This window comes from Persicobacter psychrovividus, assembly GCF_036492425.1.
In the GTDB taxonomy this organism is placed as follows: domain Bacteria; phylum Bacteroidota; class Bacteroidia; order Cytophagales; family Cyclobacteriaceae; genus Persicobacter; species Persicobacter psychrovividus.
Genome location: NZ_AP025292.1, coordinates 1,236,433 through 1,259,835 on the forward strand (window position 1 = coordinate 1,236,433; position 23,403 = coordinate 1,259,835).

The 23,403-nt window shown below is 43.4% G+C and carries 14 protein-coding genes; 10 read left to right on the forward strand and 4 right to left on the reverse strand.

Going from position 1 to position 23,403, the window contains the following annotated elements:
* The first annotated feature begins 57 nt into the window (after positions 1 to 57).
* The 6 genes from AABK40_RS05465 (at position 58) to AABK40_RS05490 (ending at position 12,995) form a co-directional block, all read left to right on the forward strand.
* The gene (locus AABK40_RS05465) at positions 58 to 2,769 is read left to right on the forward strand and encodes an outer membrane protein assembly factor BamB family protein (protein WP_338397851.1); all 2,712 of its coding nucleotides are present in this window, start codon (positions 58 to 60) and stop codon (positions 2,767 to 2,769) included.
* A gap of 410 nt (positions 2,770 to 3,179) precedes the next feature.
* The gene (locus AABK40_RS05470; RefSeq protein ID WP_338397852.1) at positions 3,180 to 5,873 is read left to right on the forward strand and encodes an outer membrane protein assembly factor BamB family protein; all 2,694 of its coding nucleotides are present in this window, start codon (positions 3,180 to 3,182) and stop codon (positions 5,871 to 5,873) included.
* Between the two features lie 262 nt (positions 5,874 to 6,135).
* Positions 6,136 to 7,776: a TIM barrel protein gene (locus AABK40_RS05475; protein ID WP_338397853.1), complete on the forward strand. Its 1,641-nt coding sequence runs from the start codon at positions 6,136 to 6,138 to the stop codon at positions 7,774 to 7,776.
* Positions 7,777 to 8,064: 288 nt separating this feature from the next.
* Positions 8,065 to 10,779 carry an outer membrane protein assembly factor BamB family protein gene (locus tag AABK40_RS05480; RefSeq protein WP_338397854.1) on the forward strand — a complete coding sequence of 905 codons (2,715 nt, stop codon included), beginning with the start codon at positions 8,065 to 8,067 and terminating at the stop codon, positions 10,777 to 10,779.
* A 132-nt stretch (positions 10,780 to 10,911) separates the two neighbouring features.
* A complete protein-coding gene (locus AABK40_RS05485; protein ID WP_479681203.1) occupies positions 10,912 to 12,156 on the forward strand; it encodes an RHS repeat domain-containing protein in 1,245 nt (414 codons plus the stop codon).
* Between the two features lie 623 nt (positions 12,157 to 12,779).
* The gene (locus AABK40_RS05490; RefSeq protein ID WP_338397856.1) at positions 12,780 to 12,995 is read left to right on the forward strand and encodes a hypothetical protein; all 216 of its coding nucleotides are present in this window, start codon (positions 12,780 to 12,782) and stop codon (positions 12,993 to 12,995) included.
* Between the two features lie 914 nt (positions 12,996 to 13,909).
* Here AABK40_RS05490 and AABK40_RS05495 read toward each other — a convergent pair.
* The 3 genes from AABK40_RS05495 to AABK40_RS05505 all read right to left on the reverse strand — a co-directional run bounded on the left by AABK40_RS05495 (position 13,910) and on the right by AABK40_RS05505 (position 18,927).
* The gene (locus AABK40_RS05495) at positions 13,910 to 14,605 is read right to left on the reverse strand and encodes an outer membrane beta-barrel protein (protein ID WP_338397857.1); all 696 of its coding nucleotides are present in this window, start codon (positions 14,603 to 14,605) and stop codon (positions 13,910 to 13,912) included.
* A 622-nt stretch (positions 14,606 to 15,227) separates the two neighbouring features.
* A complete protein-coding gene (locus AABK40_RS05500; RefSeq protein WP_338397858.1) occupies positions 15,228 to 17,180 on the reverse strand; it encodes a RecQ family ATP-dependent DNA helicase in 1,953 nt (650 codons plus the stop codon).
* Positions 17,181 to 17,430: 250 nt separating this feature from the next.
* On the reverse strand, positions 17,431 to 18,927 hold the full coding sequence (locus tag AABK40_RS05505) for a Na+/H+ antiporter NhaC family protein (protein WP_338397859.1): 1,497 nt from the start codon (positions 18,925 to 18,927) through the stop codon (positions 17,431 to 17,433).
* Between the two features lie 372 nt (positions 18,928 to 19,299).
* Between AABK40_RS05505 and AABK40_RS05510 the strand changes: the two genes are divergently transcribed.
* The 4 genes from AABK40_RS05510 (at position 19,300) to AABK40_RS05525 (ending at position 23,034) form a co-directional block, all read left to right on the forward strand.
* Positions 19,300 to 20,115, forward strand: coding sequence for a 2,3,4,5-tetrahydropyridine-2,6-dicarboxylate N-succinyltransferase (locus AABK40_RS05510; RefSeq protein ID WP_332920425.1), 816 nt, complete (start codon positions 19,300 to 19,302; stop codon positions 20,113 to 20,115).
* Positions 20,116 to 20,265: 150 nt separating this feature from the next.
* Positions 20,266 to 21,225: a hypothetical protein gene (locus AABK40_RS05515; RefSeq protein ID WP_338397860.1), complete on the forward strand. Its 960-nt coding sequence runs from the start codon at positions 20,266 to 20,268 to the stop codon at positions 21,223 to 21,225.
* Positions 21,226 to 21,350: 125 nt separating this feature from the next.
* Entirely contained in the window at positions 21,351 to 21,887 is a 537-nt protein-coding gene (locus tag AABK40_RS05520) for a hypothetical protein (RefSeq protein ID WP_338397861.1), read from the forward strand.
* A 211-nt stretch (positions 21,888 to 22,098) separates the two neighbouring features.
* Positions 22,099 to 23,034: an ion channel gene (locus tag AABK40_RS05525; protein WP_338397862.1), complete on the forward strand. Its 936-nt coding sequence runs from the start codon at positions 22,099 to 22,101 to the stop codon at positions 23,032 to 23,034.
* Here AABK40_RS05525 and AABK40_RS05530 read toward each other — a convergent pair.
* Complete coding sequence (locus tag AABK40_RS05530) at positions 23,031 to 23,243, reverse strand: hypothetical protein (RefSeq protein ID WP_338397863.1); 213 nt, start codon at positions 23,241 to 23,243, stop codon at positions 23,031 to 23,033. The two genes, AABK40_RS05525 and AABK40_RS05530, sit on opposite strands and share 4 nt — an antisense overlap.
* Positions 23,244 to 23,403: the final 160 nt, after the last annotated feature.

Genomic DNA, 23,403 nt, shown 5'->3' on the forward strand with positions numbered 1-23,403 from the left:
CTGCAACGACCCCAAATTACTGCAAGCTGTTGCTTGCCATCAACACAATCTAATCTTATGAAACGCCTATCAATTTTTTTATGTATCCTTCTCATTCATAGCCTTAGCTATGCGCAGGAGTTCACCTCAAAATATTCTTCCGGAGATGAAGAATTGGATCAAGTAAGAAGTGAAATTCAAGTCGTGCCTACCGATAGAAGTAACTATGCTTCACGGGCTATTTTGATGAAACTTTGGGCAGTATCTTTGCAACAGCAGGGCGTCCATATTTTCCCAAACTATGCAAGTATCGATACCCGTCTGCGGGCGATCTCAAAATGGAATCCGATGTTTCATGGGGGGGACGCACAAGCATATACGGACAAGGATATTGCCGGTATTGGCGAAGTATTGAAGGAGGGCTATCAGGTGCTTGAAAATTACCAGCACGCTTTGGTGGACGACCCAAAATCAGTATTGTTTGCAGTGGGAAATCAACATGAAGACCCTGTAAAACCGTCCACTTATTCCAATATCGATTGGGCGCAATATCGAGGAAATTTGGGCAGAACAGGCTATACCGGTGCCAAGGGGCCGACTAAAGGAGCGACCAAATGGCGCTTTCCGGTAGGTTTGGCTTGGGAGGCTGCTCCGGTTGTGAAAAATGGCGTGGTGTATTTGACCTCACCGGGTATCCGAAATTTCTTATGGCAAGTGGATCTGAAAACGGGTCAGCCGATCAAGGTTTTCAAACAAACGCCTTCACTGAAAGGGGACCAACTGTACAGCAGTCCGGCGATGGCATCAACACCAATCCTTGACGGCGATCATGTGATTTTACGTGAAATGGGTAGCCGTGGAAATCGTGGGGAGTCTAAGAACATTGCTTTTCTGAACCTAAAATCAGGAAAGATTGAAAAGAAAATCGATGCAGGCCATGTGGATTATCGTGCGGGTTATGCGCCGGTACAAGCCAACGACAAAGTGGTGGTTTTCCCTTTTGGTATTCATGATATTGAAGATAAGCCTCCTGTTTGTCAGCCGTTCAACCGTATTGTGGTTAAAGACAAGAAGACAGGCAAGAAGAAATGGGACTTTAACATTGGCCCGACCTTCTCTTCTCCGGTTTTGGATGATTCTTTAATCTTTGCCACAAATCAATTTGGCAATTTATATGCACTGAAAACTTACCAATGGTTTGCTCCTGCTTCGAGTCATCGTATTGCCTGGGAATTTCAGGCCGGTTCGGGCATCAACAAGGCAGTGGCTGTCAATGATCAAAAAGTAGTATTCGGAGCCAATGACGGTTTTGTATATTGTTTGGATAAGAGAAACGGTCAATTGATTTGGAAGAAATCTTTCGGGCAGAATCACCAGCAGGCCTTCCGTTATTTCTCTACGCCTTACCTAAAAGATGGGAAAGTATTTATCGGTTCTGCGGATAAGCAGATGCTGATATTGGACATTGAAAACGGGAAAACCTTATTCAAAGCTCAAGCCAATGACTGGGTTCGTGCAACGCCGGTTGCAGATAATCGAAATGCTTATTTCTCAAGCATGGACGGCCATATCTACCAAGTAAATCTTCATAAGAATAAGTTCAAAATTAACTGGGAGAAACGTTTCGGTGAGCACTTCATTTATGCGGATTTGGCTTTGGCCGATGGTCATCTTTTGTTCAATGATTCGGATCTTTATACTTTCTGTATCAGTGAAAAAGGAAAAATGGAATGGCAGTTCAGTACCCTTAAATCCTTCACGGATGAAGAAGGCTTCCGTATTTTCATGGATCAACTGGCTGGTGGTGCTTACTACCAATCTAAGCCAACGATTGCCGAAGGAAAGCTATTCATCGGGACACCATCACGTTTTATTTATGCCCTCAATGCTGAGAGTGGTGAGCAGCAATGGAAAACTGAAATCGGTGCAGCCATTTCCGGATCTCCTGTTTATGACAATGGAAAAATCTATGTCGGTCAGCAAGGTGGTGAAGATGAATTTTATTGTTTAGATGCCAAAGACGGAAAGATCCTTTGGACGCAAAAAGTAGGATGGGTATGGGGATCATGCGCCGTGTCCGATGGCTTGGTTTTCTTGCCAGGTGTGGATGGTTTTGTGAATTGCTTGGATGCTGAAAGCGGACACATTGTTTGGCGTCACCGTACCGAGCGTTCGACTTGTTCGGAGCCTTTGGTGGTGGGTGATGAAGTGTTCTTCGGTTCATGGGATCATTACCTGTACAAGTTCGACAAGGCAACAGGGAAATTGAAATGGAAATATCAGGTAAATGGTGGCTTGGATTCAGGTTCACCGGTTTCAGGTGAAGGAAAAGTATTCTTGCCTGTAGGTGGAGGTACTTTCCGAGCGATTGTGCCGAAAGATCATAAAATCCTATGGACGCCAAAATTGGAAGCGAAGATGTTCAATGTAACGCCTGCTTATCATGATGGGGTGGTCTATATTTCTACGCTGAATGGTCAAGGCTTAGGTGGTGTACCGGTAGGTGCAGAGATCTTTGCTGTGGATGCCAAAAATGGACAGTTATTGTGGACTTTTGAAGGCGGAGGTGGATTGAATGGCGCCATTATCGGATCGAATGATCGGGTGTATTTTGGGTCTACTGTTAATCCTTATTTCTTCTGTGTAGATCCGAAAGGAAATGGGGATGGGACCACCAATCTGTTGTGGCGAGTGCGTATGGAAAACAAAACTGAAGAGTCGGTTCCGGCACTTTACAACGGGAAAGCTTATGTACTGAACTCGGGTGGTTTCTTGCATTGTATTGAGTAGTTTCAGTAAAACAAAAAAATATACGGGGGATGATTTTCCATTAAGCTATCGCGAGACAGATTCTCGCGATAGTTTGGTCGTCTCCTCCAATACTAAGTTGATTCTTTAATCTAACACAGAAAATTTTTTGGGTAGCTGTACGGATGCACCTAATGTCATTAAGTTAAGGATTTTGAGGGACACAGGTCTAAATTTGAAATGCTCGTAGAGGCGTTATTCTTAACGACTCACGTAACAATTTGAATAAATCTAAGAGGAAACCTATAAAATCACCATTGAATTAGACGTTAAAAATAACGTCTCTACAGGATAATGCGCTTAACTTAATGACATTGCGGATGCACCTAAGTGTGTATCCAAATTATTCAATACCTGCTATGATTTGATAACCCAAATAAAAGCCTAAATCCATGAAAATACGCCTGCTCACCTCATTCGCCTTTAGTTTTTTGTTCTTATTTTCCTGTACCCAGCCCAAGGAGGAAACCTTTCAAGCACCCAAAAATTTCATTCCTTCAGGCAATGCTGAATTGGATCAGTTGCGCTTGCAGTTTCGGTCGGTTCCCACGGATTTATCCAATTACAATGAAAGGGGCGTGATGATGAAGTTATGGGCAACTTCTTTACAGCAACAAGGGGCTGATCTCGGTGATGGCTATGTTGTGGTGGATGATAGTCTTCGGGCGGTGGATAATTACAATCCTGTTTTTACCGGAGGAGCGGAAAAGGTGTTGTCTGATGTTGATAAAAAGCGATATGCAGTTACGGTGCAAAAGGGATTGGGTATTTTGGACAGTATTCAAAACCATTTGACCGAAGAAAATGAAAGCCAAAAGTTGGTCGCTTCAGTAGGTACGAATACAGCCTCCGTAAATCAAACACCATGGCCAAACTATCGCGCCAATGCGCAAAGAACAGGCTTTTCGGGTGCGCCTGGTCCCACTCAGGGTGTGGTTGATTGGAAATTTCCTGTCGGTTTACCTTGGGAATCTTCGGCTTTGATTGATGGGGATAAAGTGTATTTGTGTTCGCCTGGTATGCGGAACATGCTGTTTACCCTCGATTTGAAAACGGGAAAAGTCATTCATGAAACCAAGCAAAAAGCCAACCTGCGTGTGGATCAACTCTATGGAACGCCAGCACTGAACAGTACACCTGTTTTGGTCAATGGTAAAATTTTAATGCGGGAATTGGGAAGTCGTGGTAACAAGGGCGATGCCAAGGATATTGTGGTGATTGATCAAAAATCGGGAAAGGTTACGAAGGAAATTACCGCCGGACATATTGATTACCGTGCGGGTTATGCGCCTTTTGATGCCAATGATAAATATGTAGTTTTTCCTTTCTCCCACCATGATATTGAAGAAAAACCGCCTGTTGCTCAGGCTTTCAATCGCATTATTTGTAAAGATTATGAAGGAAATACACATTGGGATTTCAACATCGGAACGACCTTTTGTAATCCTCATATCGATAAGGAATTAGTGTATGTCGGCACCACTTCCGGTACCTTATATGCGCTGAATCTCGAAGGACATTATGTGCCAGCTTCTTCCAAGCGTATTGCTTGGGAATTTCAGGCGAAAGGTGCTGTAAATCAGACCGTGAGTACGGATGAAATTAATTTGTATTTTTCGGATAACGCAGGTTGGGTTTATGCCCTGAATAAATATAATGGACAATTGGTTTGGGAGAAGCAAATCAGTAAAATCACCATGGATACCCATCGATTTTTCAGTAAAATTAATGTTGAAAATGATCGACTTTATGTCGGTGGAGCTGATCAATTGATCTATTTTATCAATAAAAAGAATGGAGCAATTGAAGCTTCCCGAGAACTTTCGGATTGGGTAAGGTCCAAGCCTATTCAGATCGGAAAGATGACTTATGTGATGACGATGGATGGACATCTCCATCAATTGAATGCACAAGCTGAAATATTGAAAAAAGTAAAAGTAGGAGATCACCGATTCTTTGCTGATTTGGCTTATGCTAATGGGGTTTTGGTAGCTAATGACGCCAACTTTACGGCCTTTGCCTTTAATCCTCAATTAGAAAAATTGTGGCAGTTCGATTTCCTGAAGAGCTTTTATAATAAGGAAAAGGAGCGTATCCATACCGATGAGTTGGCGGCTGGTGCCTATTATCAGTCTAAACCAACTGCAGACTTGGGCATGGTGTTCGTTGGTACGCCTTCACGCTTTGTTTATGGTATTGATGCGCTGAGTGGTGACGCCGTTTGGAAGACGGAGTTGTCAGGTGCGGTTTCAGGTGCGCCGGTGATTGATCATGGAAAAATTTATATTGGCCAACAAGGTGGTAGCGATGAATTTTACTGCTTGGATGCCAAAAGTGGTAAGGTGCTATGGAAACAAAATATCGGCTGGGTTTGGGGATCAGTCAATGTATCTGATGGAAAGATCTACGCTCCAGGCATTGATGGTTATGTCTATTGCCTCGATGCCGAAAATGGAAACATTGTTTGGCGTTACCGTACCGACCGCTCTACCTGTGGGGAACCCTTGGTGATGGGTGATGCGGTTTACTTTGGTGGCTGGGATCATTATTTGTACAAATTCAATAAAGAGAACGGCGACCTGTTGTGGAAATTTCAGCTCAGTGGTGGCTCAGATTCAGGGGCTCCCGTTGGTGAAGATGGTAAGATTTTCCTCCCTGTTGGTGGTGCATCTTTCCGTTGCTTGGATGCCACGACCAAGGAAGTCCTGTGGAAACCTCAGCTCGATGGCGAGATTTTCAATGTTACTCCCGGGGTGCATGATGGGCAAGTGTACATTTCCCAACTGATCGGCAAGGGCTTAGGAGGCGTTCCTGTGAAAAATAAAATCTATGCGCTGAATAAGGACAACGGGCAGAAACTATGGGAATTCGATGGAGCTGGTGGATTGACCGGTGCTGTGATCGGCTCCAACGATCGCATTTACAGTGGGGCTACAGCCAATCCCTATTTTTATTGTCTATCCAAAGAAGGAGAATTGTTGTGGAAAGTCCGAATGGAGAACAAGGTGGAGGAGTCGGTACCAGCGCTGTATATGAATCGCGCTTATGTACTGAGCAGTGGCGGATTTTTGTATGCGATCAAATAAGAGTGCATAACACCTTGAGGTTAGTCTATCGCGTGACTCTGTCTCGTGATAGGAAAAATCGGGTAAGAGCTATCACGAGAGGGACTCTCGCGATAGCGATAAGCTGTTTGCCGCTTACTGTTATGGATTCATCAAATAAAGTGTGATAACTGGTTGTAGATTTCTATCTACGGCTCAATTCCATAAAGAAACAAATAAAACACACCATACTATGAAAAGAGTCAACCTAATCATTTTACTCTTCCTATTACCAATAATGACAATGGCTCAGCGCTTTCAAGCCGACTGGCCCATGTATGTTTATAACTTCGGTGGGCTGAACAAATTGCCTGTTAAAGAGCAAAAAGCCATGTTGAAAAAATACGGTTATAAAGGCGTGGCGCTGATGGCAAACAACCGCAAGCAGATGATCGACCTTTCGCCTTACTTTGATCAGGCGGATAAGGATTTCCCAATTCAGGCGGTGTTTTTCCGCTATAATCATCATGATCCGGAAAAAGTGAGAGAGGGCTGGAAACAGGTGGTGGATCAGGTTTCGGGCACACCGACTGCTTTTTGGTTTATCATCGGTCGGGATGTGATGATGCCTCATGAAGAAACTTTGGCTTTATTGGAAAGGGTGGCGGATTATTGTCAGCAAAAAAACGTGGTGATGACCATCTATCCGCATTCGGATGATAATATCCCAACTGCAGAAGAGGCATTGACCTATATCGAGGAGATGGATCGCCCAAATGTGAATATGGTGATTCATTCCTGTCATGAGATCCGTTCAGGTAATGGAGGTCGATTGCCAGAAATTATTAAAAAAGCCAAAGATCATTTGGCTTATGTAACGATTGCCGGCAGTGATCGTCAGGTGGATCGTTCGACGCCGATGACTTTGGAAAATAGTACCATCATGGCGCTTTATCGGGGTAATTTTGATTTGTATCCAATGCTTAAAGCGTTGAAAGAAATTGAATATAAGGGGGCCGTTGGTTTTATCAATCATCAAATCAAGGAAGCCCCCGACCAATACCTGAAAGGTTCAATGGAGCAATATCAATCGTGGTTGAATCAATTAAATGCACCACCCACTGAGGCTTATGATGCACCCGATCAGGTGTTGTGGCATGCCAAAACGAAGCAGTGGTTTGTTTCAAATTTGGGTGGTGGAATCTCTTTGGACCGTGATGGCTACAGTTGGATTTCCCGTCTCGATGCTTCGGGAAAAGTGATTGATCCGGTTTGGATTGGTTTTGAAGAAGGCTTTGATGCCATCTCGGGCATGATCTCCGACGATCAGTATTTGTATGCCGTAGATCGTGATGGTGTTCGTCAGATTGATATCGCCCAAAGAAAACAGGTTGCCTTTTATCCGATTCCTGAAGGGGAATTTTTGAATGATATTGCCTTGGCAAAAAATGGGGATTTGTATGTGTCGGATTTCTTCGGCGATCAGATTTTCCGCATCATTCCTAAGAAAAAGAAAGTTAAACTATTTTTGAAATCAGAACGCCTTGAAGCACCCGATGGTCTGTATATGGAAGATGGTTATTTGGTGGTGGCATCGTGGGGGAAATTGATTCCAGGCAAAGGATTTGACACCTCGAAAAAAGGGGATTTGCTACGAGTGGATCTCAAGAAAAAGACCATTGAGCCACTGTCTGATAAATTGGTCGAACTGGGCAATTTGGAAGGCATCACCAAAGGCAATGGAAATTATTACATTACCGATTGGGCTTCAGGAGAAGTGATTAAAGTGGATAAGGACTTCAGTCCAAGCATTTTGATCAAGGGATTGAGTCACCCGACGGATCCTGATTTTTCAGGGGAACAACAACGCCTCGCTTTTCCTCAACATGGCACCAATCAGGTGTTGTTTGTGGATGTGGAGGAGAAAAGAGTTATAGAGCAATAAATGTAGGGGGCTGTTGCGCAACTCAGTTCTATGAATTTAGCACAAAAGATTATTTCGTGAGCTGTACGGATGCACCTTTGTGTGTATCCAAACCAAACAAAATTTATGATGATTTGGGCAGACACACAGGTCTGCCCGTAGAGTGGCCAAATAAAATTTCGTGATATAAAATCAGATTATTGTTGTGTAACAGCCTCTATCGATAGGTACAAAAATTCTATTGCTGGTCATAGGCGCCTATCTTCAACCAATCATTTCCCACTAATTTTTTTACATAAAAATCAAACAATGAAACCGCTCAACCTACTTCTCGCCCTTCTACTTTTACCCCGCCTTTTATGGGCGGATACCGTACCTTTTGTATCTTCTGGCGATGCCGAGATTGATGCTGTGCGCAAGGAAATCAACGTTCAGCCCACCGACGAAAGCAATTATGCCAAGCGACTTTTGCTGATGAAACTTTGGGCAGTTGCGCTTCAACAGCAAGGTGTTTATTTGGGCGCTGAATACGAGCAGGTGGACTTGGAATTGCGTCGGGTATCGAAATGGAATCCCGTTTTTCAGGGCTTGGAAGGACAGGTTTATACTGCTGCTGACATCAAAAAGATAGGTGAGATTGCAGGAAGGGGCTACCAAATATTGGAGGAATTGCAACGTCAATTTTCTGAAAATCCGGAATCGGTCGGTTATGCGCATCAGCAAGGGGAGGAACGCCTTACTTTTACCGATGCGCCTACCGATTTACCGTGGGCAGATTATCGTGGAGATGCCCAGCGCACGGGTTTTTCGGGTGCCGATGGACCGGTAAAGGGTAAATTGGCGTGGCGTGCTCCGGTGAGTATTCGTTGGACTTCATCGCCCGCTTTTGACGGAGATACCCTTTATTTGGTCAGCCCAGGCATGCGGAATATGCTCTGGAAAATGGACGTGAATACCGGAAACGTGCATGAGGTGTTCAAACATACGCCCAAACTTCAAGGCGATCAGTTGTATTCTGCCCCTGCGATGGCTTCACAACCTGAGATTGTAGGCGATCATATTTTCTTGCGACAGATGGGGAGTCGTGGAAATCGTGGAGCAACCAAATATATTGTCAAATACAACCGTTACTCGGGCAAAGAAGTCGATCGTTTTCTGGTAGGTCATGTGGACTATCGGATGGGTTCGGCGCCTTTGGCAGTGAACGAAAATTTCCTTGTTTATCCATACGCCATGCATGACATCGAAGGACGTCCCCCATTATGCGAGCCTTTCAATCGGGTGATTTGTCGCAATCCAAAAACGGGTAAGAAATTGTGGGATTTCAATATTGGACCATTCTTCAGCGATCCCGTTTTGGATAACAACCGAATCTTTGTGGGAAATGCGACTGGTCAGTTTTATTGCCTGAAAGCGGATCAGTGGTATCGTCCTGCTTCTGAGGAGCGCATCGCTTGGGAGTTTCAGGCCGATGGTGAGTTGAATCAGAATCCACTGGTAACCGATAAAGTGGTTTATTTTAGTTCGAATACGGGATGGCTTTATGCGGTGGATCGACAGACAGGGAAGTTGAATTGGAAATCCAAGCTTGAAAGAGCTACGGGACATTTTTCCAAATTATTCTCGGCTCCTGTGCTTACTGCCGATGGTAAAAGTGTAGCCATTAGTTCGGCACAAAAACACCTGTATATTCTGGATGCAATGAGCGGAACCCTCCTGGCGAAAACCACACTTGAGGATGGCAGCTATGCAGGTATTGGGGTTGATGGAAATGATTTGGTAACTGTTGATTTCTCTGGTAAGGCTTATGGATTCGAATGGACGGGTAAAAAGTTGATCACCAAATGGAAAAAACAGGTCGGCGAGCATGAGGTCTTCAGTCAGGTGAAGATCAAAAATGGTAAAGCGATTTATACGGACGGTCATCTGATGGCTTACGCTTTGGATGTCCGAAATGGCAAAAAGCTTTGGGAACATTCGATCATCAATGCTTTCAAAAAGGATGGGCAATATATCGGAACGGATCAGATCGCTGGAGGGGCGTATTATGAATCCAAGCCGACGGCGAATAATGGTAAAATCTACATTGGTTCCCCTGCAAGATTTGTTCAGGCGGTGGATGCTCAAAGTGGTAAAATCCTGTGGCGATTTGAAATCACCGGAGCTATTTCAGGTGCGCCCGTAATTAATGACGGTAAAATCTATATTGGACAAGAAGGTGGTGATGACCGCTTTTATTGTTTGAATGCAGAAACGGGCCAACAGCTGTGGACACAAAGCATCGGTTGGGTATGGGGTAGTGCCAATGTTGCGAATCAGAGGGTTTTTGTGCCTGGTGTTGATGGTTATGTCAATTGCCTGAGTGCCGATAATGGCGCTATTTTGTGGCGCTACCGAACCGAACGATCTACCTGTACCGAGCCTTTGATCTTGGGCAATGATGTTTATTTCGGTGGATGGGATCACTATATGTACAAATTTGATAAGGCGACAGGAAAGCTGAAATGGAAGTTTCAATTAGGAGGCGGTTCAGACAGTGGGGCGCCAATTGCTGGGGATGGCAAGCTGTTCCTTCCCGTAGGTGGTGGTACTTTCCGTGCGCTGAACCCCGAAACCAAAAAGGTAGAATGGACTCCTTCTCTGCAGGGAAAAATGTACAACGTAACGCCCGGCTACCATGATGGTAAAGTGTATTTGTCCTGCCTCAATGGACAAGGTATCGGGGGAATTCCGATCAACAATCAGATCTTCTGTGCCGATGCCAAAACAGGAGAAATCGAATGGACCTTCGATGGTGGTGGCGGCCTGACCGGTCCTGTGATTGGTAATAACAATCGCTTGTATTTTGCCTCTACCGCTTCGCCTTACTTTTATTGTGTCAAACCCAAAGGCAATGGCGATGGTACTACCGATATTCTGTGGAAGGTGAAAATGGAAAACAAGGTGGAGGAGTCTGTTCCGTGCTTGTATGAGCGAAAGGCTTATGTGCTGAATTCAGCGGGATATTTGGTGGCGATTGAGTAGGGGGAATCCTGCTCTATCGGAGAGTCATCTCTCGTGATAGCCTAACCATTATCCTGTAAAGGCATCATTCATTATGTCTCACGGCTCACTTTTATCCCATGGTTTAATTCCCAGGGGTAGCCATCCGAGGCTATTGGAAATGTACCTTCGGCACATCCATTCCAATACAACGCATCAGGAAAAATCACTAACATCACGTCGCGGAGCAACCCACTTGCAAGCTATCACTACAACACCCTTGGATTCCGTGCGAAAAAGACTAATTTTGAAGCTCAATCAACCGAATACTACATGCGAGATGCATCAGGAAATATTGTAGCGATCTATGATCAAGACCTCAACCAAAAGGAGATCCCACTCTATGGCAGTGGCCGATTGGGGGTGCGTTTAGTAGAGACTGATGATACGTTCAGTAAAAACGTCTTTGAGTTCAAAGACCATTTAGGTTCCGTTCGTGCCCGTGCTTATTGGCAAGGCGCAAGCCTCACCACCGATCAATGGCGTGATTATTATCCTTATGGTTTGCAGATGGATAGCAATAAAGAAGGAAAAGACACCCGCTTCGGTTACCAAGGAGATTTCGCAGAAGAAGATGGGGAAACGAACTTCAACTTCTTCGAAGCCCGAGTTTTTGATCCCGTGATCGGTCGTTGGATGGTGGTGGATCCTGCAAGGCAGTTTGCGAGTGGCTATGTGGGGATGGGGAATAATCCTGTGAATGGGGTGGGTCCTGATGGAGAGGATTGGTATTATTATTTTGATGAAGGCGGTTATTCAAGAGTCATGTTTGATAGGGAGTTGACGGGACATCAAGAAGGGTTATTTTATTTAACAGATAATAAAGCGAGTATTTTTGAAGTAGCGGCAGTCTTAGATTGGCATGGGGATAGGGGTAATGCGGGAAATGTTCTGGCTAATGAGTTTGTACGTGGATGGCTTGAAGGTTCTGCTAATGGAATTTTATATGCAGTAGGAGTTGGAACTGTGATTTTAGATGGTGTGCAAAGTGCGTTTACGGATCGTTCTTACTTATATGCGGAGTCAATAAAATTTGGTAAGTATGAATTTGCTGTAGGTTATAATCAAATTACGATTGATAGAGAGTTTTCAAATTTTTACATTGAATCAAGAAGATTAGAAGGTTTAGAGGATGGGAGTGCTGCACTCAATTCCGCTTTAACATTTGTAGGATTAGGAGGAAAAGGAAAGCCATTCCTTAACCTTGCTTCACCATCTTTTTTGATTAATCCATTTACACCAAAAGGTATAGTAGATTATACTTTTGAAGGAGTTAAAATGGGGGCACATCAAGTGATTACCGAAACGGATTGGAAGCATAATTATAACGAAATGAAAAACTACAGTTTCAATGAATGATCCAAGTATTTTCGGGAAATTACCTTTGGATCAAGAGTTAGTATTGATGTTTCTAGTACTAATTATATGGTTTGCGAGATTTGGGGGTTGGCAGCTATTAAATAAATTATTTATTAGATATGTTATATATAGAGGAGATCGAACAAAGGAAGCAAAGATTGACGGACCGGAGGGTTGTCTTGTTTCCATCATAGTTTGTTTAATTTTTATGTTTTCGTTATTTGCCATATTTGGCCTTATTGCTAATTATCTCAATGAACATTATGTGATTAGTGATTGAGGTATGCCTTAGGTTCTATATTAATGAAAATTAAAGGTGTGATACATATCATGAGATGTAATGAATTATGCCTGTACACGATGAATTGGCTACCAAGATAGGTTCCTGAGCGGTAATCTTTGGTTACCTCATGGTGGCTCAAAAATGTTTTTGTACGGACGTTGCATGCAACGTCCCTACCTCTTTGGGGTGGTTTTTTTTCACCACAGCTAAAGCAATGGCCTAACAGCGTTAAACCTGCTAAAGCAGGTTGGCACGTATTCCATGGTAAAAATGTCCCCAGACATCAAACTTTTTTGTTGACTGCGGGCAATCATTTGAAAAGCAAGCCCAACCCATTTTAATGGGTTTGACGGTGATAGGCCAAGTTCGGAATCGAGCAATTGAAAATGCAGGTGGTTTAGATAATTGGAATGCTTTACCTCTTGAGGAAGCTACACAATATTTTAGGGTGGCAGAGTTATTAATGGGGCCTTCCCCTATTATGATAATAGAAGAGCATCTCAAGAGTTTTCAACAAGGTGAGCGAAAAATCACACCATTACCAATTATTAATTAAATATGAGGAAAGAAGTAGATTCCATTTTTTTGATAGCCGTATCAACATTGATTTGCGGAGTTTATATGATTTGGAATGATATAACCATTTCGGGGATTGATGGGCTAACACAAAATTACAAGGTTACATCTGGTTATACTTACTTATTTTTTTCTTGTATTTTATTTTGGGTGGCATATTATAATTTAAAACCTAATAGTAGGCTGAAAAAGAGGGTAGATTTTCTTATCAATATATTCCTGTTTATACCGAGATTACTAATTAAGTTTATTAAAAATCGGTTTTGAAATTACAGTCTTGGGTGGTAATTAAGGAGAGATGCAAGACATGAGACATAATAAATTATGCCTTTACAGGATGGGTTGGCTATCATGATAGGGACTCCTGCGATAGGATTTTTGATGCGGATTTCATGGTAAAAATTTCCCCAGACATAAAACCTTTTTGTTAACTGGGGTATTCATTTGAAAAGCAGGCCTAACCCATTTTAATGGGTTTGACGGTGATAGGCCAAGGTTTCAACCTTGGTGGAATAGAATTTAACGACCAGAAAGGTGCGCCGAAGGTGCATCTCCAATAGCCTCGGGTGGCAACCCGTGGAAAATAATAGGTAATACAGCTGAGCCGTGAGATGCCATAAATTATGCCTTTACAGAATAATCATTGGCTATCACGAGAGGGACTCTCGCGATAGGAGTGTGCCGAGGGTGCATTTTCAATAGCCTCGGGTGCAACCCGTGGAAAATAATATTACAATAAAACCGAGGGGTGAGACATAATGAATTATGCCTTTACAGGATTGTCGGTTAAAGGCGGTGCAATGTTTGGTGCCGATTGAGTAGGGGGGATGAAATGCTCAAAATAAAAAAAGGCTCAACTAAATGTTGAGCCTTTCTATTCTTATCACTTCCTGATTAAAGTGTCACTGATACTACAATACTCTGATGTTTCATATTGTTACTGTCTTCAAGACCGTTAAATAAGTTCGACAAGCCCATTTGGTAACGGATATCAATTGGACACTTGTTGATGTAAAAACCACCACTGAAAGAAAGGCCAAAATCCATTTTCTTGAATTCAGGAACTGTAACTTCAGGACCAAGATCATCGGCTTTTATGCCATTTAACTTGTAAGTGTTATCCACCAACAAAGCCCCGTATCCACCGAAACCGATGAATGGACTAATACCTTTTGTGCCTAATTTAAAAACGACAGGCATGATGTGCAATTCGGCTGCATGTTGGATAAACTCTTCTTTTACTTTAAGACCGGCTATATCCATCGACTGAACCTGTCCTCTGTAAGCGTACAATAATTCTACTTTGTAAGAATAGTATTTATTGTAGAACTGCTCAAAAACTAGACCTGCTGTACCACTCAACATTTCTTCAGTAGTGTAGCCGTCCTGTGCGCCATTGAAACGGTAAGATGGTACCGCCAAGCCCACTTTAAAGCCTACACGAAGGTCTCCTTTGTCGAAAATAGATTCTTCTTGAATAGCTGGCGCAGTGCTTTCTTCTGTGGTTGTCTCTTGCGCAATGGCATTAGAGATAAAAAGCGATAGGAAAAGAGCCAGTCCTAAGAATAGGTTGTTTTTGTAAAATCTCATTATAGGTTGATTTAAAAAAGGTTGTAATTAATCGCTAAATTAATAAAAAACAGTAATAATCAAGTAAAAAAGAGATTAAATATCACTTTATGATACACTAAGTGCATTAATTGACTTTTTGATAATATGACAGTTATTCAGGTAAGCATAGGTGGTATCCGCTAAAATTCAAACGAATGAATAAATATAGTAATAGCTCGTGGGGCCTGATTTTGGGGAGTAGGGAATTGATAGAGGTTTATTGATTTCCTCGAACAGTAATGTTATCAGTGGGAGCGCTGCTTGTTTGGGGAATCGAATTGGATTTTACTCACTCAGCAGGTAGTCAGGGGATTATGTGCGATTTTTATTTCTGTTACGCTGTAGGATATTTTAAGCTTTAAATTGCGGATCAGAATCTAAGGTGTAGCAGGGGGGCGAATGATTGTTTTGCGCTTGAAGCTGAGCGATCGTGGAGAAGCCTGTTTGGTTAGGGGGGGTAGTGGCCAAAAAAATATGACAACCAATTTTGGCGTGGCGGGCTGTGCAAGAAGTGTTTCCCTTTTGTGGTTGCTAAGTGATGGTCAAAAAAAATCGCCTTGGTTTATTACCAAGGCGATTAATATGCTATAAAATATAATATTTATGACGCTCGATTCTCCAACCCACTGCCTACCCAGGCAATTACTTCAGCAAAAGGGTAATCGGCAAGTACGCCAAAACCACCGTCTTTTTTCTTCCGCATACGGGAGAATTTTGGCATGGCCATACCGGCCAGGAAAGTGGCGAGGTATCTTGGGGTAATGTGTTTTTCGTCGAGGGTTTTGAGTGATTTGTTGTAGACCTCCTCAAAATTGAATGCCTCATCAATTGGCGTAATTTCCGCTAATGCAGGGAAATCAGCCGCCTTTTTTGTTTCACAGTAAGAACATTTACCGCACTCATCCCAGTCAGTTTCCTCCCCGAAATAGGCGGAAAGCTTTTTGCTCAGGCAACCTTCTCCCTGAAAGAAAGCCATCAGGTCACGCAGGCGCTGAATTTCCGTCGCTTCACGTTCCTGGAACATCTGATCGTATTTGTCAGTGAAATCTTCAATGTCCACCCCTTCAGGAATGTGCAAGTTGTAGGCCTCTTTGAGTTTTTTGGCCTCCAGCTTCATTACATTTTGCTCTTCAAGCTCTTCCAGAATTTCAATAATTTTAAAGCGATCGCCGGCAGGGAAATTCTGCTTGATCTTTTCAAAATCAATGGTGTACCACATTCTGGCTTTAGGGCTGTATTTGAAGATGGCTTCCGTCAGGGCTTTTTTCTCGGCATCCATTGGGCGTGTGATCCGCTCCATCAGAATCACCGGATTGGCTTTGTATTCGGCATAGTAGGAGTGAGAAGGGGTCAGCAGACCTTCATTTTCAAGATATACCAAAAAGGTGCGCAGGGGCGTTTGTTTGAAATTGGCATTGAAGGAGAGATCATAAACCTGGGGCTCCCAAAGGTTATTTTCCGCTCTTTTAATGGACCTCAATACCCTTGCCACAGATTCTTTGTCTGGGGTGTCGCCGTAAACGAAGTTTTCAAGCACGGGCAACTGGGTGGCATCAGCCATCATAATACACTGGGCGTCTTTGCCATCACGGCCGGCACGACCAATTTCCTGTGAATAGTTTTCAATCGATTTGGGTAGGTGATAGTGAATGACATGGCGAATGTCAGATTTGTCAATCCCCATACCAAAGGCGATGGTAGCCACTATTACGGTGATTTCACCGGTCATGAATTTCTGCTGAATATCTTTTCGCTGATCGTTGAGCATCCCGCCGTGAAAGGCAGTAGAATTGATGCCCGCTTCCTTCAGATAATAAGAAAGTCGTTCGGTATCTTTTTGCAAAGTAACATAAACAACCGCCGAATCCTGATCATGGTCTTTGAGGTATTCAATCAGTTTCGCCTGTCGTTCTTCCTCTTCATGTGGCTCCACCTTCAAGATCAGGTTGGGGCGATGAAAACCGGTAATTGAAAAATTGTCGAGCGGAATATTGAACTTTGCCGCCATATCTTCATAAACCCGTGGAGGGGCAGTGGCGGTAAGGAGCAGCACCTGCGGAAATCCGAAGTCTTTCATGTACTGCGGAATTTTCATATAATCAGGGCGGAAATTGTGCCCCCATTCCGAAATACAGTGGGCCTCATCAATTACAAGCAATGAAAGCTGCAATTCATGGAGAAACTGTCGGAAGCGCTCATTCTTAAAGCGTTCCACGGCAATGAATAATACCTTGTATTTTCCGGCACGTAAGTCTTCCTGAATTTTTTTTGCCTCTTTGGGTTTGAGGGTGGAATCGATACGGCAGGCCGGAATATTGTTTTTGTTTAAGAACTTTAACTGATCCTGAATCAAAGCAAGTAAGGGAGAAACGACCACCGTCAGGTGCGGCAACAAAACCGCCGGTAACTGATAACACAGTGATTTACCAGAGCCTGTCGGGAAGATTGCCCCAGCAGATTCGCTGTCTACCAAAGTCTGAATAACCTTTTCCTGTCCACCTCTAAAAGTATCAAAGCCGAAATGGGCTTGTAAATGTTGCTTTAATTCGCTCATAGTTCAAATAATGATTTGGTGTATATTATACATTAGTCCCCACAAATAAAAAGGTCAGCCCTATTATTTTTGTGCTATTTTATGCCGTTTAGGCACAGGCAGGGGCTTATCAAAAGGAAATGAGATGGATAGGGTAGAAATGAGCTCCAGGCTTGCTGGGGATCATTTTGCCATCTGTTTTTTGTTTTCAGGAAAAATCAGGTCAATAAAAAAAGGCGATGCGGTTGGCATCACCTTTCGAGGGCTTTGTTTAAGCAGTTTCCTGGGCAGGTTCCTGCTGAGGTATATTTGATTGTGGTTGTTTTTTTAATTGCACTGTTGGCTCACTCGGCAAACCAAAAAGGGGCACGAAGCGGTCCCAGCCGGTAATGGTCAAGGTCAGGATTGTCACCACAGCAATCATGGCCATGAAGTTGTACTGAATGATGTCCATTGGGTCGAAATTATAAAATTCCTTTGGGTAAACCGCCGAGGCAATCCCGACATAGAAGCCGATATAAACATGCCAAGGAATCAGTTGTGAACCAAATACCCCGAGGGCATCAGAAAAGGTGGCATTACGGAGGCGTAATTTGTAAAGGTCCGCTTCTTCGCCTTCGACGTTTTCATCTACCAGGTTTTTTATCATCGGCCCGACAGTTACAATCTGTGCCATTTCATCAGATAAAGCAGCATTCCCAAGAATGGATAACACCCCATTGCAAAACAGCAACTGACGCACATTTCTGACCAAATAAACCACCAGTTTGGAGATGGGCTCAAAAGCATTGATTTTACGCATGATCCCCCCGAATGCGGCCACCCACATCATCATTACAATAACCCACGAGCCGGCATTGGAGAATCCTTCAAAAACCAGTTTCCCGAAAGCTTCCGGCGAAACGACCGTTCCCTGAAGGAGCCCAAAACCAAAAGCACTCAGGATACCGATAAACAGGCAGCCGATGGTTGGCAAGCCTTTGACTGCCGCAACCAGTACCAATATCAGCGGGATGGTCATGTACCACGGCATTCCAGTTTTTACCTGTTCCAGCAAGGCGACTGCGGAAGCTCTTTCCGATGCCAGGGCGGTCCAGGCAGATTCCGGAATAGCATTGATGGCCGAGACGGCGTTTGCGGTGGTGGAAGGCAGATCCATAAAATAGCCCACCAGTCCAAAGGTCAATGCTCCGAGGACCAGTACCGATGCTGACCATACGCCTTGATGTCGGATTCTGTCCATAACTTCCACCTTCTGAATGCCGGAACTGACAATGGTAGTGTCGGAAATCAGTCCGATATTGTCACCAAAACAAGCCCCGCCGGCAATAGCACCGATGGTCAGGGCGACGTGTCCGCCGAGAATGTGATTCAGCCATAAAAATACGGGTGCACAGGCGGCAAATGTTCCCCAGCTTGACCCTGTCGCAATGGAAAGAATGGCAGTAACCAACAGACCAATAACGGCAATACTTTGCGCCGTAATCCCCATGTTCAGGGCAATATTGATAATCGATGCACCCACGCCCGTGGCCATAAAGGCTTCCGCCATGGCATAAGCAGCCATCAGGATGAAGAAGACCATCTGCATCTCCTTCACGTTGTCTACGGCGGCTTTCAGTATATTATTAAAGGAGATTTTTTCGGTAAAATAAGCGATGATGGAGGCGTAAAGGGTCGCGATAGGCGCTGCCAGCAGTACGTCGAGGCCCATAATCATCAGGGAGGCCAGTACGAATACTGGGCTGATTTTCAATAATGCATTCATTTGATGTTGGGGGTAATATCCTGTTGTTTTCTGTTTGTGGAGGTAAACTTAAGGGTTTTTAATGCAATAGTTATGAAATGTTATGTTTCGTATTGATTTGTAACATCGTGTTATGAAACAAACAAGTGTTTACTGCCCAAAAGGTACCTTAAAAAGTCTTGTAGCGGTTTGGAGTACGCCATAGTTAATAATTTAAGTATTCGGCGTTTGAAATCAAACAAAACACTGTATTTAAATAACATCTTCTGTTATATTTTTAAAAATTCAGTCGGTTTTTGTTTCTTTGACCCAAATGAGGGAAAGGTAATTTTTATCCATTATGGATATTATTAGTTTTGTCTGTCTAAAATAACCTAACACGATAATTAAGCCATGGAAGAATTAAAGTCAATTATAGATAAAGCCTGGGATGACCGCTCTTTGTTGCAGGATCCTCAAACGGTCGAAGCAATTGAAACGGTTGTGGAGATGTTGGATAAAGGAACTTTGCGTACTGCGGAGCCTGTAGGCGACGATTGGCAAGTGAATGAGTGGGTGAAAAAAGCAGTAGTGCTTTATTTCCCTTTGCGTAAAATGGAAACGCTTGAGGCGGGTCCAATGGAGTTTCATGATAAAATGAAGCTGAAAACCAATTATGCCGATTTGGGTGTTCGTGTGGTACCGCATGCGGTGGCACGTTACGGTGCTTATTTGTCGCCAGGTGTAGTGATGATGCCTTCATATGTGAACATCGGTGCGCGGGTAGGTTCGGGTACGATGGTGGATACTTGGGCAACCGTAGGATCATGCGCTCAGGTGGGTGAAAATGTACACCTTTCTGGCGGTGTTGGTGTCGGTGGTGTTTTGGAGCCATTACAGGCTTCTCCGGTAATTATCGAGGACGATTGTTTTATCGGTTCTCGTTGTATTTTGGTGGAGGGTGTCCGCATTGGAAAAGAAGCTGTTTTGGGTGCCAATGTTACCCTTACAGGATCTACAAAAATTATTGACGTTACGGGTGATGAGCCTGTAGAGTACCGTGGGTATGTGCCTCCTCGCTCAGTCGTAATTCCAGGAACATTGCCGAAGAAATTCCCTGCGGGAGAGTTTCAGGTACCTTGTGCATTGATCATCGGGCAGCGTAAAGCGTCTACCAACAAAAAGACCTCTTTGAACGCAGCCTTAAGAGAAAACAACGTGTCTGTTTAAGAATATACGTACGAATAAATTTGTTGAAACCTTTGGTCTTCGGATTGAAGGTTTTTTTTTATGAAAATCGAAAGCATCAGCATTTTTATCCTGTAGAAAATCGGGCCTTTTGTGGTACATTGGAATTTAATTAAGAAATCTTTCCTGATCATGAAGAATACCCCACTCATGCTGGCCCTTGGGTTTGCGTTAATCTCTTGCAACCCAACGGAACAACATCAGCAAAATAAGAAGGAACAGCCCCAGCAACAGCAGGCGTTGGTGTCGAAGCTTGACCCGGCACATTATGGTGATTTTGTGCTGAAGGATGCTTACGAACAGCGGAAATCCGGTGCCGACTGGTTGGCCATTACCATCTCGAAGGTGAATGAACGACAGGTTGAAGTGAAAGTCCGCAGCAGGGCAGACAAAAAAAAGCCGACCTGCACGCTTGACCGTCTTGGGCAAATTGAAAGCCCCGATGTGGTGCGGGTGCGCATTGACGACAAATCTGCCTTGTTGAAATTCAGTGGGCAACAACTTCAGGTGCTGCCAGCCTCCGATGATGATGCTGGTATACTTCAGTATGTGTGTTCTGGCGGGGGAAGCCTTGCGGGAACTTATGAACAGGTGAAATCCCTTGATGCTGCCACCCTTGATGCTCGGCAATTTGTCCGCAATTTTTTCAATGCAGGTACAGGAATTGAAATGGCACAGGAGGGACAAAAACTGTCTGTCGCCCTATATGGCGAGAAGCGCAACGAAACACTGCAATTTCCAGTGGAGGGGACGGTTTACAATATGGAATCGGAAAACTTATCGGGGGATGGTTCACTGGCGATCATGGTTTACAGTATGGGAGAGAAGCAGGCTGTGAAGGGCTTTTTGATAACCCCTGATGCACAAGTTGAGACTATCGGAATTCCTCGCCCTGAAAACTTTGCGGATGCTTATCCGAATTTTCATGGTCATGATGAATACGCTTTGGTCGAAAATACCCTCATACATCGCTATCAACAATATCAGGATGGCAAAGCAAATGGGACCATGACGCAGGTTCAGTATAAGCTGAAAACAACGGATGGTCAGTGGCGGTTTGTCAAAGATAAAATGGTTTCTTACCCTTTATAGCTGTAGGGCAGCATTTAAGGCGGCTTAGGCGCAAGATGGCGTACTGTAAATCCTTATATTTATTAACTAAAATATTGGCATTCTGATGGCAAATTGACTTAATTGCTGTATAAAGGTTATTTCAATTGAATTTATGGGTTATGGATGAGTTTGGCACCTGGATATATATTATAGGCGGTATTTTATGGTTTATTTATAAGGTACTCGGTAAAAAAAAGCCGCAAGCGTCGGATCAGCTTTATGAAGAAGAATCGGGCTCAACGGCACAACAGGAGGATGAATTTCAAAAATTGCTCAATGAAATGATGGGCAAACCCGCTGAGGTGAAGCCACAAAATTCTTTTGAGGATAAGGATAATCTTTTTGATGATGAGGACGATTTTTATGAAAATAAGGAAGCCTCCATTTGGGAAGAGGATATCGACGAATTGCCAGTAGAAACACCTCCGATTACCGCATTGCCTGCCGAGGATGAAAATCCTTATGAAAGGTTTCAGTCGATAAGTGATCGTCAAATTGGTGAAGAAACAGCAGAGGAGGTTTTTGTGATCAAGAAAAAGAAGCCAAGCCGACCTTCCTCACCCACAAAAAAACTCCTTAGAAGTAAAGGCGGGCTGAAACAGGCGGTCATTCTATCAGAAGTTTTAAACAGAAAATATTAAGTCCCTGATATGGTGAGGTGGATTGCTGAAAAGCGATTTCCACATGTCGATGACCATTGCTTTAGCGCGTATTAAAAACTCAAAACCTGAAGTAGATGATTAGGTTTTTTAAACACGCTCATAGTTAAGCCGTCGGTCAGAACTTATCTCGGAAAAAAATACGAATGGATTTAAAAGGGGAGGGATCCCCTTTTTTTATGCTTAATCACTCATGGCTTTAAAAAGGAATAAATTAGAAAAAGATCTGGGACTGTCGCTGGAGTCCAAACAGACTGGGCGCGTGGTGCGGCAGGATGGCGAATTCAATGTGAGATATCATGGGGATCGTGAACTGAATCACTACCAAAACCTGGTGTCGGTTTCCTGGCTGAAATTTTTTGTTTTCTGTACCAGTATGCTGGTGGGGATCAACTTGATGTTTGCCACCATTTTTTACACCATTGGCGTGGAGCACTTTTCGGGCATCCATACCTTGGTGCCTGCCGAGCAGTATTATTATTTTCTTTACTTCAGCTTCCAGACTTTCTCCACAGTGGGTTATGGGGGAATTGCGCCAGTGGGACATTTGGCGAATATCTTTGCAACCCTGGATTCCCTGGTCGGGATTCTTTTTGTCGCCATCACTACCGCACTGTTTTTTGCACGCTTTTCCAGACCGCAGGCGAGTTTCCGTATTTCTAAAAAAGTGCTGCTTTCGCCATATAAGAATAATTCAAAAGCACTGATGTTTAGAGTAGTGAATAACCGTCGGCATGCCATGTCGGAGGTTTCAATTCGAATCGCTTCAAGGTTTGAAAAGAAAACACCGCAGGGGACTTATCAAAGTGTGTTTGCGGAATTGAAACTCGAAAGAAGTGAAATTATGTTTTTTCCTTATAACTGGACGATCGTCCATGAAATTGATGAAGACAGTCCCTTCTATCATTTTTCGGCACAGGACTGGCAACGGCCTTTTGAGTTGTTAGGAATTATGAAAGGCTTTGATGATGTGTACGGGCAGGTAGTACAGCAGCGTATCTCCTTTACAGAAGAGAATTTTGAATATGGGAAGAAGTTTACAAAAATGTATTCCCGTGCTGCTGATGGGGTAATGGATGTGTATATGGAGGATTTGGACACCTTTGAAGATGCCCAAATACCGAATTAGTCTATTTTATGGAGGCAGGCCTTGGCGTCTTTCTCTGTTTTTTCTTTTAACACGACCTTTTCAACTTTAACGGTTGGGTTATCCGCAGCCTTGCAGATGGTTGTGTTTACATTTTGAATGGAGCTACTTTCCTTTGCGACACTTGCACCATCCCGGGTTCCGAGATACATGAAAAGTAAAAATACGGCAAAACTTAAAATTGATTTCATAAGTAAAAAAATTGAGTGTTGAACAATGAGGGGGAATTGTTAATCCAAATGTAAACAAAAATTCATTAAATCGCTTTAACTGAATATTGTCTTCTTATTAATATAGTGATAATATAAATCATTTTTGGACTTTTAGATAACTTTTTTTCATCTGATTTTA

What these genes read in the sequence shown, in the direction of transcription:
- AABK40_RS05465 (WP_338397851.1), top strand. Translation starts at nt 58, where the DNA reads ATGAAACGCCTATCAATTTTTTTATGTATCCTTCTCATTCATAGCCTT.
- AABK40_RS05470 (WP_338397852.1), top strand. Translation starts at nt 3,180, where the DNA reads ATGAAAATACGCCTGCTCACCTCATTCGCCTTTAGTTTTTTGTTCTTA.
- AABK40_RS05475 (WP_338397853.1), top strand. Translation starts at nt 6,136, where the DNA reads ATGGCTCAGCGCTTTCAAGCCGACTGGCCCATGTATGTTTATAACTTC.
- AABK40_RS05480 (WP_338397854.1), top strand. Translation starts at nt 8,065, where the DNA reads ATGAAACCGCTCAACCTACTTCTCGCCCTTCTACTTTTACCCCGCCTT.
- AABK40_RS05490 (WP_338397856.1), top strand. Translation starts at nt 12,780, where the DNA reads ATGGGTTTGACGGTGATAGGCCAAGTTCGGAATCGAGCAATTGAAAAT.
- AABK40_RS05495 (WP_338397857.1), bottom strand. Translation starts at nt 14,605, where the DNA reads ATGAGATTTTACAAAAACAACCTATTCTTAGGACTGGCTCTTTTCCTA.
- AABK40_RS05500 (WP_338397858.1), bottom strand. Translation starts at nt 17,180, where the DNA reads ATGAGCGAATTAAAGCAACATTTACAAGCCCATTTCGGCTTTGATACT.
- AABK40_RS05505 (WP_338397859.1), bottom strand. Translation starts at nt 18,927, where the DNA reads ATGAATGCATTATTGAAAATCAGCCCAGTATTCGTACTGGCCTCCCTG.
- AABK40_RS05510 (WP_332920425.1), top strand. Translation starts at nt 19,300, where the DNA reads ATGGAAGAATTAAAGTCAATTATAGATAAAGCCTGGGATGACCGCTCT.
- AABK40_RS05515 (WP_338397860.1), top strand. Translation starts at nt 20,266, where the DNA reads ATGAAGAATACCCCACTCATGCTGGCCCTTGGGTTTGCGTTAATCTCT.
- AABK40_RS05525 (WP_338397862.1), top strand. Translation starts at nt 22,099, where the DNA reads ATGGCTTTAAAAAGGAATAAATTAGAAAAAGATCTGGGACTGTCGCTG.
- AABK40_RS05530 (WP_338397863.1), bottom strand. Translation starts at nt 23,243, where the DNA reads ATGAAATCAATTTTAAGTTTTGCCGTATTTTTACTTTTCATGTATCTC.